The sequence below is a fragment of the Erwinia sp. 1181_3 genome (assembly GCF_052824965.1).
The window spans coordinates 180124-198132 of record NZ_VTDE01000008.1; the positions used below are offsets into that span (position 1 = coordinate 180124).

The 18009-nt window shown below is 54.6% G+C and carries 19 protein-coding genes; 12 read left to right on the plus strand and 7 right to left on the minus strand.

Annotated features, from left to right (window positions below; translation table 11 throughout):
* Positions 1-2 precede the first annotated feature (2 nt).
* The 7 genes from cysT to FY046_RS18420 all read left to right on the plus strand — a co-directional run bounded on the left by cysT (position 3) and on the right by FY046_RS18420 (position 6683).
* Positions 3-836, plus strand: a complete 834-nt coding sequence (gene cysT / locus FY046_RS18390) for a sulfate/thiosulfate ABC transporter permease CysT (protein ID WP_133845946.1) — start codon at positions 3-5, stop codon at positions 834-836.
* Positions 836-1711: a sulfate/thiosulfate ABC transporter permease CysW gene (gene cysW, locus FY046_RS18395; protein ID WP_133845947.1), complete on the plus strand. Its 876-nt coding sequence runs from the start codon at positions 836-838 to the stop codon at positions 1709-1711. Before cysT ends, cysW begins: the two co-directional genes overlap by 1 nt.
* Positions 1701-2789 (plus strand): sulfate/thiosulfate ABC transporter ATP-binding protein CysA, encoded by a 1089-nt coding sequence (gene cysA / locus FY046_RS18400; RefSeq protein ID WP_133845948.1) that lies wholly within the window; start codon positions 1701-1703, stop codon positions 2787-2789. Before cysW ends, cysA begins: the two co-directional genes overlap by 11 nt.
* An 81-nt stretch (positions 2790-2870) precedes the next feature.
* On the plus strand, positions 2871-3749 hold the full coding sequence (gene cysM, locus FY046_RS18405; protein ID WP_133845949.1) for a cysteine synthase CysM: 879 nt from the start codon (positions 2871-2873) through the stop codon (positions 3747-3749).
* A 165-nt stretch (positions 3750-3914) separates the two neighbouring features.
* Entirely contained in the window at positions 3915-4595 is a 681-nt protein-coding gene (locus tag FY046_RS18410) for a response regulator transcription factor (RefSeq protein WP_133845950.1), read from the plus strand.
* A complete protein-coding gene (locus FY046_RS18415) occupies positions 4592-5944 on the plus strand; it encodes an ATP-binding protein (RefSeq protein ID WP_133845951.1) in 1353 nt (450 codons plus the stop codon). Before FY046_RS18410 ends, FY046_RS18415 begins: the two co-directional genes overlap by 4 nt.
* Positions 5945-5987: 43 nt before the next feature.
* Positions 5988-6683 (plus strand): GntR family transcriptional regulator, encoded by a 696-nt coding sequence (locus FY046_RS18420; protein WP_446186350.1) that lies wholly within the window; start codon positions 5988-5990, stop codon positions 6681-6683.
* Positions 6684-6742: 59 nt separating this feature from the next.
* On the opposite strand, the gene crr is transcribed toward FY046_RS18420, so the two are convergent.
* The 3 genes from crr to ptsH all read right to left on the minus strand — a co-directional run bounded on the left by crr (position 6743) and on the right by ptsH (position 9491).
* Positions 6743-7246 (minus strand): PTS glucose transporter subunit IIA, encoded by a 504-nt coding sequence (gene crr, locus FY046_RS18425; protein WP_133845953.1) that lies wholly within the window; start codon positions 7244-7246, stop codon positions 6743-6745.
* Between the two features lie 43 nt (positions 7247-7289).
* On the minus strand, positions 7290-9017 hold the full coding sequence (gene ptsI / locus FY046_RS18430; protein ID WP_133845954.1) for a phosphoenolpyruvate-protein phosphotransferase PtsI: 1728 nt from the start codon (positions 9015-9017) through the stop codon (positions 7290-7292).
* A gap of 216 nt (positions 9018-9233) precedes the next feature.
* Positions 9234-9491: a phosphocarrier protein Hpr gene (gene ptsH / locus FY046_RS18435; RefSeq protein WP_034916267.1), complete on the minus strand. Its 258-nt coding sequence runs from the start codon at positions 9489-9491 to the stop codon at positions 9234-9236.
* A gap of 137 nt (positions 9492-9628) precedes the next feature.
* On the opposite strand from ptsH, the gene FY046_RS18440 reads away from it, so the two are divergent.
* Positions 9629-9910, plus strand: a complete 282-nt coding sequence (locus FY046_RS18440) for a hypothetical protein (RefSeq protein WP_159336158.1) — start codon at positions 9629-9631, stop codon at positions 9908-9910.
* Here the strand turns inward: FY046_RS18440 and cysK are convergent.
* Together cysK and cysZ are read right to left on the minus strand one after the other, a co-directional pair.
* Positions 9885-10856: a cysteine synthase A gene (gene cysK / locus FY046_RS18445; protein ID WP_133845955.1), complete on the minus strand. Its 972-nt coding sequence runs from the start codon at positions 10854-10856 to the stop codon at positions 9885-9887. The genes FY046_RS18440 and cysK overlap by 26 nt on opposite strands.
* A 195-nt stretch (positions 10857-11051) precedes the next feature.
* Positions 11052-11813: a sulfate transporter CysZ gene (gene cysZ / locus FY046_RS18450; protein WP_133845956.1), complete on the minus strand. Its 762-nt coding sequence runs from the start codon at positions 11811-11813 to the stop codon at positions 11052-11054.
* Between the two features lie 220 nt (positions 11814-12033).
* On the opposite strand from cysZ, the gene zipA reads away from it, so the two are divergent.
* The 3 genes from zipA (at position 12034) to FY046_RS18465 (ending at position 15288) form a co-directional block, all read left to right on the plus strand.
* Entirely contained in the window at positions 12034-12975 is a 942-nt protein-coding gene (gene zipA, locus FY046_RS18455; RefSeq protein ID WP_133845957.1) for a cell division protein ZipA, read from the plus strand.
* A gap of 71 nt (positions 12976-13046) precedes the next feature.
* The gene (gene ligA / locus FY046_RS18460) at positions 13047-15059 is read left to right on the plus strand and encodes an NAD-dependent DNA ligase LigA (protein WP_446186351.1); all 2013 of its coding nucleotides are present in this window, start codon (positions 13047-13049) and stop codon (positions 15057-15059) included.
* A 1-nt stretch (position 15060) separates the two neighbouring features.
* Positions 15061-15288, plus strand: a complete 228-nt coding sequence (locus FY046_RS18465) for a DUF3820 family protein (protein ID WP_133845959.1) — start codon at positions 15061-15063, stop codon at positions 15286-15288.
* 6 nt (positions 15289-15294) lie between these two features.
* Here FY046_RS18465 and FY046_RS18470 read toward each other — a convergent pair whose 3' ends face one another.
* A complete protein-coding gene (locus FY046_RS18470) occupies positions 15295-16317 on the minus strand; it encodes a bile acid:sodium symporter family protein (protein WP_133845960.1) in 1023 nt (340 codons plus the stop codon).
* A 94-nt stretch (positions 16318-16411) separates the two neighbouring features.
* Between FY046_RS18470 and FY046_RS18475 the strand changes: the two genes are divergently transcribed.
* Entirely contained in the window at positions 16412-17332 is a 921-nt protein-coding gene (locus FY046_RS18475; protein WP_133845961.1) for a LysR family transcriptional regulator, read from the plus strand.
* Here the strand turns inward: FY046_RS18475 and FY046_RS18480 are convergent.
* Positions 17329-17673 (minus strand): FlxA-like family protein, encoded by a 345-nt coding sequence (locus FY046_RS18480; RefSeq protein WP_133845962.1) that lies wholly within the window; start codon positions 17671-17673, stop codon positions 17329-17331. The genes FY046_RS18475 and FY046_RS18480 overlap by 4 nt on opposite strands.
* Positions 17674-18009: the final 336 nt, after the last annotated feature.

Here is an 18009-nt window from a genome sequence, read left to right on the forward strand (position 1 = left end):
CAATGTTTTCAGCAAGCAGTAAACGCGTTCTGCCTGGGTTTGGTATCAGCCTGGGCAGTAGCCTTTTTTTCACCTGTCTGATTCTGCTGCTGCCGATCAGTGCGCTGCTGATGCAGTTGTCGCAGATGACGCTGGCGCAGTATTGGGAGGTGATTACCAACCCGCAGGTTATGGCAGCCTATGAAGTGACGCTGCTGGCCGCCGGGGTTGCCTCTATTTTTAACGCGGTCTTTGGCATGCTGATGGCGTGGATCCTGACCCGTTACCGTTTTCCCGGGCGTGCGCTGCTGGATGGCCTGATGGACCTGCCGTTTGCCCTACCGACGGCGGTCGCGGGGCTGACGCTGGCCGGGCTGTTCTCCGTCAATGGCTGGTACGGCGAGTGGCTGGCGCAGTTTGGTATCAAAGTGTCTTATACCTGGCTCGGCATCGCCGTGGCGATGGCTTTTACCAGCATCCCGTTTGTGGTGCGTACCGTTCAGCCTGTTCTGGAAGAGCTGGGGCCGGAATATGAAGAGGCGGCGGAAACACTCGGCGCGACGCCGTGGCAAAGTTTTCGCCGTGTGGTGCTGCCGGAAGTGGGCCCGGCGCTGCTGGCCGGTACGGCACTGTCATTCACCCGCAGCCTGGGCGAATTTGGCGCGGTGATTTTTATCGCCGGGAACATTGCGTGGAAAACCGAAGTGACCTCGCTGATGATCTTTGTGCGCTTGCAGGAGTTTGACTATCCGGCCGCCAGCGCCATCGCCTCGGTGATTCTGGCCGCTTCTCTCCTGTTACTGTTTGCGATTAACACCTTACAGAGCCGCTTTGGCCGTCGTATTGGAGGTCACTAATGGCTGACGTTACCGATTTTAAGGGCGTGGGACGCGCACGTATTCAGTGGGGGAAATGGGTTCTGATTGGCCTCGGCATGCTGATCTCGCTGATGCTGTTGGTGATCCCGCTGGTGGCGATTTTTACCGCCGCGTTGTCAGAGGGCCTGATGGCCTCTCTGGACAACCTTAGTGATTCCGACATGCTGCACTCCATCTGGCTAACGGTGCTGATTGCGCTGATTACCGTCCCGGTGAATCTGGTGTTTGGCACGCTGCTGGCCTGGCTGGTAACGCGCTTTACCTTCCCGGGCCGCCAGCTGTTGCTGACATTGTTTGATATTCCGTTTGCCGTATCACCGGTGGTGGCGGGGCTGATGTACCTGCTGTTCTGGGGCGTCAATGGTTCGGCGGGCGGCTGGCTGGATGCGCATAATATCCAGCTGATGTTCTCCTGGCAGGGGATGGCGATGGTGACCATTTTCGTTACCTGTCCGTTTGTGGTGCGTGAGCTGGTGCCGGTGATGTTGAGCCAGGGCAGTCATGAAGATGAAGCCGCGGTATTACTGGGTGCATCGGGCTGGAAGATGTTCTGGCGCGTGACCTTACCGAATATTCGCTGGGCGCTGCTGTACGGCGTGGTGCTGACCAACGCCCGCGCCATCGGTGAGTTTGGTGCCGTGTCGGTGGTCTCCGGCTCGATTCGCGGCGAGACCTATACGCTGCCATTACAGGTTGAATTACTGCATCAGGATTACAACACCGTCGGGGCCTTTACCGCCGCCGCGCTGCTGACCCTGATGGCGATAGTAACGTTGTTTTTAAAAAGCGCGGTGCAGTGGCGGTTAGAAAGCCAGAGCAAGCGTCTGGAACTGGAGGGGAAGCATGAGCATTGAAATCGGTAGCATTAATAAATACTTCGGCAAGACGAAAGTCCTGAACGATATTTCACTGGATATCCCTTCCGGTCAAATGGTGGCATTGCTGGGTCCTTCTGGCTCCGGGAAAACCACGCTGCTGCGTATTATCGCCGGGCTGGAAAACCAGAACAGCGGGCGCCTGAGCTTCCACGGTAAAGACGTCAGCCGGGTCCATGCCCGCGACCGTCAGGTGGGCTTTGTGTTCCAGCACTATGCACTGTTCCGTCATATGACCGTGTTCGAGAATATCGCGTTTGGCCTGACGGTACTGCCGCGTCGTGAGCGCCCCTCTGCTGCTGAAATTAAGCAGAAAGTCACTCGCTTACTGGAGATGGTTCAGCTTGGGCATCTTGCTGGCCGTTTCCCGGCACAGCTTTCCGGCGGCCAGAAGCAGCGTGTCGCCCTGGCGCGTGCGCTGGCAGTGGAACCTCAAATCCTGCTGTTGGATGAACCTTTCGGTGCGTTGGACGCTCAGGTGCGTAAAGAACTGCGCCGCTGGCTGCGTCAGCTGCATGAAGAGCTGAAATTCACTAGCGTGTTCGTGACTCACGATCAGGAAGAAGCCATGGAAGTGGCCGATCGCGTGGTGGTGATGAGCCAGGGTAACATTGAGCAGGTTGGCACACCGGATGATGTCTGGCGTGATCCGGCCACCCGCTTTGTGCTGGAGTTCCTCGGCGAAGTAAACCGCTTCGATGGCGCGGTGCAGGGGTCTCAGTTCCATGTTGGCGCACATCACTGGCCGCTGGGCTACGCGCCTGCGCACCAGGGGCCGGTAGAACTGTTCCTGCGCCCGTGGGAAATCGACGTCAGCCGTCAGAGCAGCCTGGAAACACCGTTGCCGGCCCAGGTACTGGAAGTTAGCCCGCGCGGACACTTCTGGCAGCTGGTCGTGGTGCCTGCTGACTGGAGCGGTGAACCGATTACCGTGGTGATGGACGGTGACCAGGTGGCTCCTGTTCGCGGTGAACGTCTGTTCGTTGGCTTGCAACACGCACGTCTGTACCACGGTGACACCGCGTTACGGCCTGTTGCCTTTGCACAAAGCGCCTGATATTTTTCTCTGATGTCATTTTAAAGTACAGAGGGTCGGTTTTTCCGGCCCTTTGCCATTTCATGCGGGAACTCACAGACCTTGACCACACTCGAAAATACCATCGGTAATACGCCGCTGATTCAACTGCAGCGCCTGACGCCCATGAACGGCAGTGAAATCTGGCTAAAGCTGGAGGGGAATAATCCCGCCGGTTCGGTAAAAGATCGCGCCGCATTCTCGATGATTCACCACGCGGAGCTGCGCGGTGAAATTCACCCCGGTGATGTGCTGATTGAAGCCACCAGTGGCAATACCGGGATTGCGCTGGCGATGATCGCCGCGATGAAAGGTTACCGTTTAAAACTGCTGATGCCGGACAATATGAGCGTTGAACGCCAGGCGGCAATGCGTGCTTACGGGGCGGAATTAATTCTGGTGAGCCGCGAACAGGGGATGGAAGGCGCGCGTGATCTGGCGGATGCCATGGCGGCACGCGGTGAAGGCAAGGTGCTGGACCAGTTTAACAATCCGGATAACCCCCTCGGGCATTATCTCACCACCGGGCCGGAGATCTGGCAGCAGACGGCGGGGCGCTTAACTCACTTTGTGTCCAGCATGGGCACCACCGGCACCATTACCGGCGTGGGGCGTTATCTGAAAGAGCAGAGCCAGAGCGTACAGATCGTCGGCCTGCAACCTTCGGAAGGCAGCAGCATTCCGGGCATTCGCCGCTGGCCTGCCGCGTATCTGCCGGGAATTTTCCGTCCGGAGCTGGTGGATCAGGTTCTGGATATGTCGCAGCAGGAAGCCGAAGAGACGATGCGCCTGCTGGCAAAGCGTGAAGGGATATTCTGTGGTGTCAGTTCCGGCGGAGCCGTTGCCGGTGCAATACGTCTTGCCCACGTCCATCCTGGTAGCGTGATTGTGGCGATCGTCTGCGATCGCGGCGATCGCTATCTCTCCACCGGCGTTTACTGACCTGCCATTATTTCTTCGCAGCGGCCGAACCTTCTGCCGCTGCGCGCATCAAATCCTTCCTGACACTTCCCCCACCTTTGATTAGACTGTAAGGATTGGGTAAAAGCGGCTGCGAAGCCGTCGATAACAGGCGAAAATAGCGGCTGTATCATTGAGAGATCCCGTATGAAAATTTTACTGGTTGATGACGACCTTGAACTGGGCACCATGCTCAGTCAGTACCTGATTGCCGAAGGCTTTGATGCTTCACTGGTGTTAACGGGGAAAGCAGGTGTGGAAGGCGCGCTCTCCGGCGACTACAGCGCCATGATCCTCGATATTATGCTGCCTGATATGAGCGGTATCGATGTGCTGCGCCAGGTGCGTCAGAATGGCCGCCTGCCGGTGATTATGCTGACTGCCAAGGGCGACAACATCGACCGGGTGATTGGCCTGGAGATGGGTGCGGATGACTATATGCCGAAACCGTGCTACCCGCGTGAGCTGGTGGCGCGTCTGCGTGCGGTGCTGCGTCGCGTAGAAGAGCAGCCCGTGGTGCTGGAAAACAAAGAGGTGATTGGCTGGGGTGAGTTGACGCTTAACCCGGCAACGCGTATCAGCGAGTGGCAGAAAAAGCCGTTCGACCTGACCGCCTCAGAGTTCAACCTGTTGGATCTTCTGCTGCGCTCCCCCGATCGCGTGGTCTCAAAGGACGAGCTGTCGGAAAAAGGGCTGGGACGTCCGCGTGAAGCCTATGACCGCAGCGTGGATGTGCATATCAGCAATATCCGTCAGAAGCTGGCGGCACTGACGCAAGACACCATCAACATCGAGACGGTGCGCAGCATCGGTTACCGTATCCGATGAAATCCGGGTTCCGTGGTTTTCTGTTCTGGAAAATCCTGCTGGGCTTCTGGCTGACCTATATTGCGATTACCCAGCTGCTGTGGCTGGGTTTTAGTCTGTATGGCAAACATCATGAACCCCCGGAAAACATGGCCACTAAGCGTATCGTCAATTTGCAGATGACCTCTGCGGTGTCGGTGCTGCAACGCGGCGGGCTGGAAGCGTTGAACGACATGATGGTTGACTGGCCGCCTAACGATCGGCGTTTTTTCTCCGTGCGGCTGATGGATAAACCGCCACAGCAGGTGATGCCGCGCGATGAGTTAAACCGCGATCTTGCCCCTGGCGAATTCCCGAAAGAGGTGACGGAATGGGTCACCGGGGCTGACGGCCGCCAGTATCAGCTAAGGTATGATGTGGCAGGCCTGCGTGCTGACAGTACCATGGGCAGACGTCCGCACAGTATTCTCAATATGCCGGAGCCGCTATTTATTGTCGGCGGCATCTGCGGGTTGCTGTTCAGCCTGTTCCTGGCATGGAATCTGACGCGCCCGATGCGCCAGCTGCGTGCGGGATTTGGCCGCGTCTCGAAAGGCGATCTTTCGGTCCGTCTGTTCCCACAGATGCGCCGTCGCCACGATGAGTTTTCGGTTGTGGCACAGGACTTCGATGCGATGGTTGAGCGCCTGTCGGTGCTGGTCAAAGCGCGTGAAGAGCTGCTGCACGATGTCTCTCACGAACTGCGTTCGCCACTGGCACGCTTGCAGCTGGCAACCGGGCTGGCAAGGCAGACGCCGGAAAGTGTTAATGCCTCGCTCGATCGTATTGATGAAGAGGCGCGTCGTCTGGATAAAATGATTGGTGAACTGCTGACGTTGTCGCGTGCAGAACATCAGAGCCTGCCCGATGAGCAGTATTTTGATTTACTGGGGTTACTGAACGCCGTCACCAACGATGCGCGCTATGAAGCGCAGATCCCCGGCGTCGAGATTCTGTTGAATGCGGATGAGCAGCAGGATTATACGGTCAAAGGGGATGCGAACCTGATCCGCTCGGCCGTCGAAAATGTGGTGCGCAACGCGCTGCGTTTTTCCCTGCACGGCCAGCAGGTGATCATTAGCCTGCACAAGGAACATGACTGGCTGGTGATTAGCGTCCGCGATCATGGACCCGGTGTGGAGGCTGACAAGCTTTCGAGTATTTTTGACCCCTTTGTACGTGTCAATTCACCCTTATCAGGTAAAGGCTATGGGCTTGGGCTGTCAATTGTGCGTAAAGTGGTGACTGCCCATCAAGGGGAAGTTAGTGCGGTGAACGCCCGTGATGGCGGACTGGAACTCACTATTCGTTTGCCGCATTGGGTGGTTTAGCCACGGCTATCAGCACCATTTTTTTATTTCGTTGAGGTAAGACATGAGCGGTGTGGCCAGCGCCAGACAGCAGGAAGTACAGCGCATCGTCGATTCTCTGTCGATGGCTATCGCACAGCATCGATTAAAGCCCGGTATGCGGCTGGTAGAAGCACAAATCGTTGACGTGCTGTCAGCCAATCGCAATCACGTGCAGGCGGCCTTACAGAGGCTGGCGTTGCAGCATATCGTCACGATTGCCCCGAATCGCGGAGCGAAGGTCGCACAGCCCGAAGCTCGTGAGGCGCGGGAAGTGTTTATCGCCCGCCGGGCGATTGAACATGCCGTACTGGCCGGGATCAGCATCGGGAAAATGGCACTGCATTATGATGAGATAGAAGCTCATTTACAGGCGGGGGAAGAGGCTGCTACCCGTGAAGACCGCCGCGATATTATCCGTGAGCTGAGCCAGTTTCATTTGCTGCTGGCGAAAATCAGTGATAATCAGGTATTGAGTGAGATGCTCTCTACTCTGATGGTGCGTAGCTCGCTGATTGTCGCGTTATATCAGCGTAATGACACACCGGATTGCCAGTGCCGGGAACACCGCGGGGTGATTACTGCTCTGCGGGCAGGGGAGGTGGAGCGAGCGCAGATCATTATGGATGAACATCTTCACCATATTGAGCAGCAACTGGAGTTGGACGATGTTCCAATACCGTCTCTCAACCTGCGAGATGCGTTGCTGAGCAGTTGGTAATTTCCCCATAAAAAAAGCCCCCGGACCGAAATCAGGGGGCTTATCGACGATGACCGCTGTTACTTCCTGATGCGGATAACCGGGGTTTCACCCACGACAACGTTACCCGTCAGCTTAACCAGCTCTTTGATCTCATCCATATTCGAGATCACCACTGGGGTCAGCGTTGATTTTGCTTTTTCTTCCAGCAGCGCCAGATCAAACTCGATCACCACGTCGCCTTTTTTAACTTTCTGACCTTCTTCAGCGATGCGTTTGAAGCCTTCGCCTTTCAGTTCAACCGTATCAATTCCGAAGTGGACAAACAGCTCGATGCCGTTGTCTGATTCGATGGAAAAAGCATGATTGGTTTCGAAGATTTTACCGATGGTGCCATCGACCGGCGCAACCATTTTATTGCCAGTAGGTTTGATAGCGATACCGTCGCCAACAATCTTCTCCGCAAACACCACGTCTGGAACGTCTTCGATATTGACGATTTCACCCGACAGAGGTGCTACGATCTCGATGGCACCTGATGCGGAATCAGACTTATCGCCAAAAAGTTTTGAAAACAAACCCATGTTCTTCTCCTAAGCAGTAATATTGGGCCAGCGTGTCCTGGTCTCAGCAGAGTGTTTTTTCTTCAATGAACTTGTTGACCAGGTTCATCAACTCGTCCGCTGTAGGTTGAGCCAGAGCCTGCTCTGCCAATGCCTTCGCATCTTCAAAATTCGTATTACGAATAATTTTCTTAATGCGTGGAATAGAAATGGCACTCATGCTGAATTCGTCCAGCCCCATTCCCAATAACAGTAGTGTAGCACGTTCGTCGCCTGCCAGCTCACCACACATGCCAGTCCATTTACCTTCGGCATGAGAAGCATCAATAACCTGCTTAATCAGCGTCAGAACAGAAGGAGACATTGGGTTGTAGAGATGGGAGATCAGGTCGTTACCACGATCCACTGCCAGAGTATACTGCGTCAGGTCGTTTGTCCCAATACTGAAGAAATCGACTTCTTTTGCCAGATGATGAGCAATGACGGCTGAAGCAGGTGTTTCCACCATAATACCCACTTCAATACTTTCGTCGAAGGCTTTGCCTTCTTCGCGCAGCTGAGCTTTCAGGGTTTCCAGTTCAGCTTTCAGGAAGCGAACTTCCTCAACGGCGATGATCATGGGGAACATGATACGCAGTTTGCCAAACGCAGAGGCACGCAGGATAGCGCGCAGCTGAGCATGCAGAATTTCAGGACGGTCCATCGCGATGCGAATCGCACGCCAGCCGAGGAAGGGATTGTCTTCTTTCGGCAGGTTCATGTACGGCAGGTCTTTATCACCACCGATGTCCATGGTACGTACAATCACAGCCTGAGCACCGACGGCTTCAGCAACGGCTTTATACGCCTGGAACTGTTCGTCTTCCGTTGGCAGTGATTCACGGTCCATAAACAGGAATTCGGTGCGGTACAGGCCAACACCTTCTGCGCCATTACGTTCAGCACCCGCGACATCACGCACAGTACCGATGTTAGCGCACACTTCTACCTGATGGCCATCAAGCGTAATTGCCGGCAGATCTTTCAGTTTCGCCAGCTCAGTTTTCTCGCTGAGATACTGATGTGCTACGGCTTTCAGCTCTTCGATTTTTTCAGATGTCGGGTTAACGTACACCTGATTGTTGACGCCATCGAGGATCAGGAAATCGTCATTTTTAACCTGGCTGGTCACATTACCGGTGCCGACGATAGCGGGAAGTTCCAGAGAACGCGCCATGATCGAGGTGTGTGACGTGCGGCCACCGATATCGGTGATAAAGCCCAGCACTTTGTTCAGGTTGAGCTGTGCGGTTTCTGACGGAGTCAGATCTTTCGCGATCAGCAGCACTTCTTCATTGATGGCGCTAAGGTCAACGATATGCAGGCCAAGAATGTTTTGCAGCAGGCGTTTACCGATGTCACGAACGTCGGCAGCACGCTCTTTCAGATACTCGTCATCGAGCTCTTCCAGCGCTTTCGCCTGGCCTTCAATCACAGAAAAGGCAGCAGCATCCGCAGTGGCGTGCTCGTCTTTAATCAGGGCGATGATTTCTTGCTCAAGTTCTTCATCTTCGAGCAGCATGATGTGCCCTTCGAAGATCGCTTCTTTCTCTTCACCGAAGGTTTCCCCGGCTTTGATTTTGATCGCTTCCAGCTGCACGGCAGCTTTTTTACGACCATCAAGAAAACGTTGAATTTCCTGGTCGACCTGGTCGGCAGAAATCTTTTTCCGGTTGATGATAATCTCATCTTCTTTCAGCAGAAGCGCCTTGCCGAAAGCGATACCCGGTGATGCTAAAATGCCTGAAATCATAACCCTACCTTTTCTTTCTCTGATAATCATCTGAGGCGGAGAACCGCGGATGACTGCACATCGGTTAATCCACTCAGCGAGCCAGATGGAGTACACAATCCGTTTCGTCAGTTTTGGGTAACTTTACGGAAACAATATCGCGAACGTACTGTTCGCGATCAATATTGCATAACTCTGTCTGGAAACACTTCGCTATCGAAGCTGAAAGCGAACGGATTACTCCAGTTCTGCCATCAGTTTAACCAGGTGCTCAACGGCTTTCTGCTCATCTTCGCCTTCAGCTGACAGGGTAACCACGGTGCCCTGAGTCAGACCCAGAGTCTGTAACTTGAACAGGCTTTTCGCGCTGGCAGATTTACCGTTAGAGGTCACGGTGATTTCTGAAGCGAAAGCTTTAGCTTCTTTAACGAACTGAGCTGCTGGACGAGTGTGCAGGCCGTTTGGTGCGGTGATGGTAACTTCTTGCTGGAACATTATGTTTCCCCAACTTAATTTGGTTTGGTGTTGTTGATCTAAAGTCTAGCCTGGTGGCTGAACTTTAGCCTGTAGTGAGTCGCGCTGGCATGGTACAAAGACTGGCCAAAAAATGCGCTGGTAAGGTGGAGTGAAGAGTGAGAAAGAACGTGGTGTTTCCCAGTACTTATCCATTTACCATTATGCCGCTATTTCGCTTTGTGCGCCAAACCAGTAAATCGATTCAGCTTGATCCAGTTCACGCGGCGATTAATTTTACGGATCGAAATAATTGGCAGCTTAAATACCAGACACTGGTGGGTAAAATCAATCTACAGGGTGGTAAAAGTTTGACGCACTCCACAAAAAAGCACCCGATCGGGTGCTTTTTCAGACAATATCGCCTTTCTGGCACTACTGTTGCAGTTCTTTCTCAGTAAAGAGATCGGCAAACAGCGCAGTTGACAGGTAGCGTTCGCCAGAAGAGGGCAGAATCACCACGATATTTTTGTTGGCGAAAGCTTCATCTTCCTGCAGTTTCAGCGCAGCAGCAACGGCCGCACCGGAAGAGATACCCGCCAGAATGCCTTCCTCTTCCATCAGGAGGCGTGCCGTCGAAATAGCTTCCTCGTTGGAGATGGATACCACGCGGTCAACCAGATTCAGATCGAGGTTACCCGGAATGAAACCGGCACCGATACCCTGAATTTTGTGGGGACCTGGTTTAATCTCTTCACCTGCGATGGCCTGAGCAATGACCGGCGAGTCCACAGGCTCAACGGCGACGGTAATCAGCTCTTTTTTACCTTTGGTGTTTTTAATGTAGCGGCTGACGCCAGTCAGCGTACCGCCGGTGCCGACGCCGGCAATAAACACGTCAACTTCGCCATCGGTGTCTTCCCAGATTTCCGGGCCGGTGGTCTTTTCATGAATTTCAGGGTTAGCCGGGTTGCTGAACTGCTGTAACAGAACAAATTTGTCCGGATCGGCCGCGACAATCTCTTCCGCTTTGCTGATGGCACCTTTCATGCCTTTCGCGCCTTCGGTCAGCACCAGATTCGCACCCAGCGCTTTCAGCAGTTTACGGCGCTCAACGCTCATGGTTTCCGGCATGGTCAGCGTCAGTTTGTAACCGCGTGCAGCGGCAACATACGCCAGGGCAATACCGGTATTACCACTGGTCGGCTCAACCAATTCAATGCCTGGCTTCAGAATTCCGCGTTTTTCTGCGTCCCAAATCATATTGGCACCGATACGGCATTTGACACTGAAGCTAGGGTTACGCGACTCTACTTTTGCCAGAATGCGTCCATTACCGATGCGGTTCAGTCGAACCAGCGGCGTATGACCGATTGTTAACGAGTTGTCTTCATAGATCTTACTCATAGCCCGTCCTTAACTGTATGAAATATTGGGAACGCTTAGAGCATACCTTGTTCATTTAGCCAGTGAAGTGATGAAATCGAATATAGATATGTTCTGCAGAAATAAGCCCTACAGAAATGGCATAAGCAGCCTGTTTTGCTTAAACCCACCCCGGTGGGCAAGGCCGACCACGCCTGTCAGTCGGCCCGTGATGATCTATCGGTTCAGCGCCAGATGCGGACGATATTTATCCACCCACATGGCGGTGGCCCCACAGACCGCTACCGGCATAATCACCAGATTCAGTAGTGGGATCATGGTGAATAAACTCACCAGTGCCCCGAACTGCATATTCTCCGTTTTATTCTGCCGCAGCGCGGAACGCATCTGGCGGAAGCTCACTTTGTGATTATCGAAGGGAAAATCGCAGTACTGAATAGACAGCATCCACGCGCTGAACAGGAACCACAATACCGGGGCGGCGGTCTGACCGAATACCGGCACAAAATAAAGCAAAAACAGCACCAGGGCGCGGGGCAGGTAATAAGCCAGTTTTTGCCATTCGCGCTTCATGATACGCGGCAGGTCTTTCACCAGTCCGCTCCAGCCATTATCGGGCAACGGCTTGCCGGTCAGACGGCCTTCCAATTGTTCGGCAAGCAGGCCGCAGAAAGGCGCGGCAATCCAATTGGCAATGGTGGAGAAAAAGTAACTAAAGACTAAAATAATCGACAGGACCATGAGCGGCCAGAGCAAATAGCTTAACCACTGCAACCAACTGGGGATCATCGCCATCAATTCTGGGATCCAGTGGCCGAGACGGCCAAACAACCAGACGAAAGCGCCCCCCATTAACAGGATGTTGACCAGCAGTGGAAGAATGACGAAACGACGGATACCCGGGAGAAGGATCAGCTTCCATCCCTGGGCAAAATAGTGGACGCCACTGTGTGTCGGATCAGAATTGTGAGGTGACATGTACTGCTTTTCTCCTTTGAATGGGCAGGCGAAGGTTATCATAACTCAGCTTTTTTCCCTTTACAGAGGGACTTTGAGCGAAAAATCAGCAAAAAAGCGGCCTCAGACTGGGATATTTGTCAGAAAATACTGCACAGACTTGCACTTGTGTACCTGGGCAAATACAGTTAGAGGATAAAGTTTGCCGCGGTGGCAAGGTATTGGAACAACAGAGAATACAATGATGCAGGATTTGCGTCTGATATTAATCGTTGTTGGCGCGATCGCCATAATAGCGCTTCTCCTTCACGGCCTGTGGACCAGCCGTAAAGAGCGCTCATCCGTTTTTCGTGATCGCCCACACAAACGTTTAAAGCAGGATAGAGAAGAAGCGTTCGAGGACGAAGATGAGAGCGTGGGCGAAGTGCGTGTACAACGCAGCCAGCCTGAGCCATCGGAGCCTTCCCTGAGTGGCTTTAATGCCGGGGATGAGCCGCCGCGTCAACCCAAACCTCGCCCGCAGCCTGAACCGGTTCGTCATCAGCCGGTGGTGGATGAACAACCTGAATCCGATCCGCTGTTCGGTGGTGCGCTGCAGCATGCCCCTGAACCCGAACGGGAAGTCGCTGAACCTCTGCGTCAGCCTGAGCCGATCCGTCAGGTCGCGCCTGCTGTTCCAGTGCAACCTCAGCCTGAACCCGAGGCCGTGCCGCCATCAGCCGCAGAGATTGCCGAAGCGAAGCGCGAAGAAGCACGTCGGAAAGAGACGGTGCTGGTGCTGCATGTTTCTGCCCACGCGGGTGGCAGCATCAACGGTGAAGCCCTGTTACAGGGTGTACTGCAAGCCGGTTTCCAGTTTGGTGAAATGAATATCTTCCATCGTCATCTGAACCCGGCGGGCAGCGGCCCGGTCCTGTTCAGTCTGGCGAATATGGTAAAACCGGGGTCGTTTAATCCAGACAACATGTCTGATTTCACCACGCCGGGCGTGTCGATCTTTATGATGGTGCCGTCCTACGGCGATGCGCATCAGAACTTTAAGCTGATGCTGCAATCTGCCCAGCGTATCGCCGACGATGTCGGTGGTGTTGTACTGGATGATGAACGCCGCATGATGACACCGCAAAAGCTGGAAACGTATAAAGCACGCATTCGCGATGTGATTGACGCTAACAGCAACTAATTTTATCTTTATCCGCAATCTCTTCCTGAACCCCCGGTCTCCGGGGGTTTTTTATCTCTGATGGTGCCGCTATGGAATCCGTACAAAACAAAATCAACCATTTGCGAACCCTGCTTCGCCACCATGAACATCAGTATCACGTACTGGATGCCCCGGAAGTGCCGGATGCGGAGTACGATCGCCTGATGGGTGAACTGCGTGAGCTGGAAACGGCTCATCCGGAGCTGATAACCGCTGATTCACCCACCCAGCGCGTTGGCGCTGCACCGCTGGCGGCTTTTGATCAGGTGCGCCACGAAGTGCCGATGTTGTCGCTGGATAATGCTTTCGATGAAGAGAGCTACCTGGCATTCGATAAGCGTGTGAAAGATCGTCTGAAAAACAGCGATGACATCACCTTCTGCTGTGAGCTGAAACTGGATGGGCTGGCGGTCAGCCTGCTGTATGAAAACGGTGAGCTGGTGCGTGCAGCAACGCGTGGCGACGGCACCACGGGTGAAAATATCACGGCTAACGTGCGCACCATTCGCGCCATCCCGTTGCGTCTCAGCGGTGACAATATTCCGGCGCGCATGGAAGTGCGCGGTGAAGTGTTTATGCCGCTGGCCGGTTTTGAAAAAATGAACGACGAAGCGCGCCGTACCGGGAGTAAGGTCTTTGCTAACCCGCGTAACGCTGCTGCGGGCTCTTTGCGTCAGCTTGACCCGCGTATTACCGCCAAACGCCCGCTGACGTTCTTCTGTTACGGCCTCGGGCTGCTGGAAGGGGGCGAGATGCCGCGCAGCCATTGGGGGCGCCTGCAACAGTTTAAAGCCTGGGGTTTACCGGTCAGCGACCGCGTGCGCCTGTGCCATAACGCCGATGAAGTGCTGACCTTTTACCGTGAAGTAGAAACCGCTCGCCCAACGCTGGGTTTTGATATTGATGGCGTGGTGATCAAAGTGGATTCGCTGGATCGCCAGGAACAGCTGGGCTTTGTTGCCCGCGCACCTCGCTGGGCGATCGCCTTTAAATTCCCCGCTCAGGAGCAGATGACGGTCGTGCGTGACGTTGAGTTCCAGGTGGGGCGTACCGGGGCGATTACCCCGGTAGCCCGACTGGAGCCGGTGCTGGTGGCCGGGGTTATCGTCAGCAATGCCACGTTGCACAACGCTGACGAGATTGAACGGCTGGGGCTGAAGATCGGCGATCGCGTGGTGATCCGCCGCGCGGGTGATGTGATCCCGAAAGTGGTCAGCGTGGTCGATCACGCGGAAGATGCCCGTGACGTAGTGTTTCCTACCCAATGTCCGGTCTGTGGTTCCGACGTTGAGCGCGTGGAGGGCGAGGTGGTTGCTCGCTGCACGGGCGGCCTGATCTGTGGCGCACAGCGCAAAGGCGCGTTAAAACACTTTGTCTCCCGTCGGGCACTGGATATCGACGGAATGGGCGAAAAGATTATCGACCAGTTGGTGGATAAAGAGTACGTCCTGAACCCGGCCGACCTGTTCGATCTGACGGCGGGTAAACTGACCGGGCTGGATCGTATGGGGCCGAAATCGGCACAGAATGTGGTAGATGCGCTGGCGAAAGCGAAGCAGACCACCTTTGCCCGCTTCCTGTATGCCCTGGGCATCAGTGAAGTCGGTGAGGCGACGGCGGCTAACCTGGCAGCGCATTTTGGTACGCTGGAGGCGCTGATGGCGGCGGATCTGGAGGCATTGATTGCCGTGCCGGATGTCGGCAAAGTGGTGGCCAGCCACGTGCGGAACTTCCTGGATGAAGAGAGTAACCGTGAAGTGATCCGCCTGCTGGTGGAGAAAGCCGGTATAAGCTGGCCTGACGTTGTGGTCGTGAAAGCGGAAGAGATCGATAGCCCGTTTGCCGGGAAAACCGTGGTACTGACCGGTTCACTGACCGTTCTGTCGCGTGATGAAGCCAAAGACCGCCTGGCGGCGCTCGGTGCGAAAGTGAGTGGCAGCGTGTCGAAGAAAACGGATCTGGTGATCGCCGGAGAGGCCGCAGGCTCCAAGCTGGCTAAAGCGCAGGAACTGGGTATTCCGGTGATCGACGAAGCGGAAATGATACGTTTACTGGGTGAATGACATGGAAAAACAGCACCTGATTGAGATTGCCAATACCGAAATGCCGTTTGGCAAATACAAAGGCCGGGCGTTGATTGACCTGCCGGAAGAGTATTTGCTGTGGTTTGCCCGCAAAGATGAGTTTCCTCAGGGCCACCTGGGGGAGCTGATGCAGATCACGCTGGCCATCAAAATAGAAGGGCTGGAAGGTCTGGTGAAACCGCTAAAACGGGGCCACCAGGCCCCGTAATCTCACTTATTTCTGCGACTCCATCACCGCGGGTTTCGAACGGCTCGCCTTATGCTGCGCAGCCAGTTTTTCGCCTGCTTTTTTGTAGCGCTGGGCCAGCATTGAACACACCATTAACTGCACCTGATGGAAGATCATCAGCGGCAGCACGATAATCCCTACGGCGGCCGACGGGAACAGAATATTGGCCATTGGTACGCCGTTTGCCAGGCTCTTTTTCGACCCGCAGAACAGAATGGTAATCTCATCCGCACGGTTAAAGCCAAACAGTCGCGCGGCCGCCAGGTTAATCGCCAGCACCACGAACAACAGACCCAGGCTACCCACCACAATCCACACCAGCGTCATCACGCCGACACGGTGCCAGATGCCGTTCACTACCGCTTCACTGAAGGCCGAATAAACCACCAGCAGGATTGAGGCCTGATCGGTTTTGCCAATCAGACCACGATTTCTTTCCACCCAGTCAGCAATCCAGCGACGGGAAAGATGCCCGACAACAAACGGTACCAGCAGTTGCAGCATGATTTTACCAATCTGCTCCAGGCTGCCGCCCACGGCATCACTGTGGACATTCATCAACAGGCTGACCAGCAAGGGTGAAATAAAGACCCCAAGCAGGCTCGATGCCGAGGCGCTACACACCGCAGCGGCTACGTTACCGCCCGCCAGTGAGGTCAGGGCGATGGATGACTGCACCGTGGCAGGCAAAATAGACAGGTAAAGGAACCCGGTATAAATCTCTGTGCTGAGATTCAACGGATGCCACCAGACAAACAGCATGCCCAGTGCCGGGAACAGCACAAAGGTGCTGAACATCACCCACAGATGCAGGCGCCAGTGGCCGCCGCCCGCAATAATTTTCTCCCGCGACAGCTTGGCGCCATGCATAAAGAACAGCAGGGCGATGGCTGCCGTTGTCAGCCATTCAAAAAAATCGACAAAATGACCGCGCGCAGGCAGAAATGACGCCAGCAGCACGGTGATAATCAGTTTCAACATCAGTGGATCGATACGAAAAATACCCATTGTTAATGCCTGGTTAAAAAATCATGCGGCTATTGTGCGCTGGCAGGGTTTAGAAATAAAATTGATTTATTGAATTCATATATGAGCCGAATCGATGAATTACACATTACGCCAGCTGCGGGTGTTCGTTGCCGTTGCCCAGCAGGGGAGTTTCAGCCAGGCGGGCCAGCTGATTGGCCTTAGCCAGTCGGCGGTGAGCCACAGTATTAAAGAGCTGGAAAGTGAAATGGGTATCCGTCTGCTTGATCGCACAACGCGGGAGGTTCTGCTGACGGAAGCCGGAGAGCAGCTCGCCAGCCGCCTTGAGCGGCTGCTGGAGGAGCTGAATACCACGCTGCTGGATGTGCGCAGCTATGGGCAACAGCGCAGCGGTACGGTGCGTGTGGCGGCCAGTCAGACCATTTCTGCGCATCTGATGCCGCAGTGTCTGGCGGCGGGGCAGCTGCATTACCCGGAAATCAAAGTGATGTTGCGCGATCGCCCGCAACAATGGGTGCTGCAAAGCATCCGCAATGCGGAAGTGGATTTTGGCATTGTGGTCGGGCCGCTACAGGCGGATGACCTTGAGTGCGAAGCGATTTTGGATGAGCCGTTTCTGCTACTGTGCAGGCAGGACGATCCGCTGGCACAGCAGGAGACAATCCACTGGCATATGCTCAATCAGCGCACGCTGGTATTGCAGGACTATGCGTCTGGCAGTCGCGTGCTGATTGATGAAGCGCTGCGTGTGCAGCAGGTGCAGGCTGAGATTGCTCAGGAGATCGGCCATCCGGCCACGCTGTATCCGATGGTAGAAGCCGGGATCGGGATCAGCATTCTACCGGCGCTCGCGCTGCCATTGCCGCAGGGCAGGCCGCTGCTGGTCCGCCGGATTGTGCCAGAGATCAACCGCACCATTATGCTGGTCAGGCGTAAAAACCGCTCGCTGACGCCCGCCGCAGAAGCCATATGGCAGGAAGTGCGTCAGCAGGCAGAGCTGCTGACGCAACAGCGTGCTAGCGCATCGCCATTTTAGATATAGACATTCAGCTTATTATTTTCAGTCGGGCGGTTAACACCGTCAGCAATTTTGCTGCTACCGCTGTCCGCTGCTTTATTGGCTTCCTGCTTTTCGGCTGCTTTTTCTGCCTGCTGCTGCTGGATTTGCGCTAACTGTGCTTCCAGCATGGCAATCTGGTTTTCGATCATCTGCTGCTGTTCAGCTTTTTGATCGTCTGTCAGGGTGGTATCGCCGCTCAGGCTTTTCAGCTGTTCTTGCAGCTTAGTAATCTGCTTGGCGATGCTGGCAGTCTGTGAAACGGCACTGCCACTGCTGGCACCGCTGGATACGCTGGAACTGGTATTGATGGTTGTCATCTCTGTCTCCTTTGTAATTAACCAATACGGGTTATCGGACCGAAGCACTGTAGACTTGAGGCAATAAAGCGTAAAAGGAGTGATAAGAATGTGAAAGGAAAACCAGAAGGGTAAATCGCAGACAGCAAAAAGGCGCCTTTAGGGCGCCTTCTTACATTGGTGGGTCGTGCAGGATATGCCTCGCATCATATTGATGCTCGCCCTGCGGGTGATGCTGGCGCATCGGCACAAAATTGCAGTGCAATTTTGTCGAACCTGCTGCAGGTTCTCATCCTGCACGTTAAGCTTCACCGCACAGAAACGAAAAAAGCGCCTGTTAGGCGCTTTTCTCTGAAT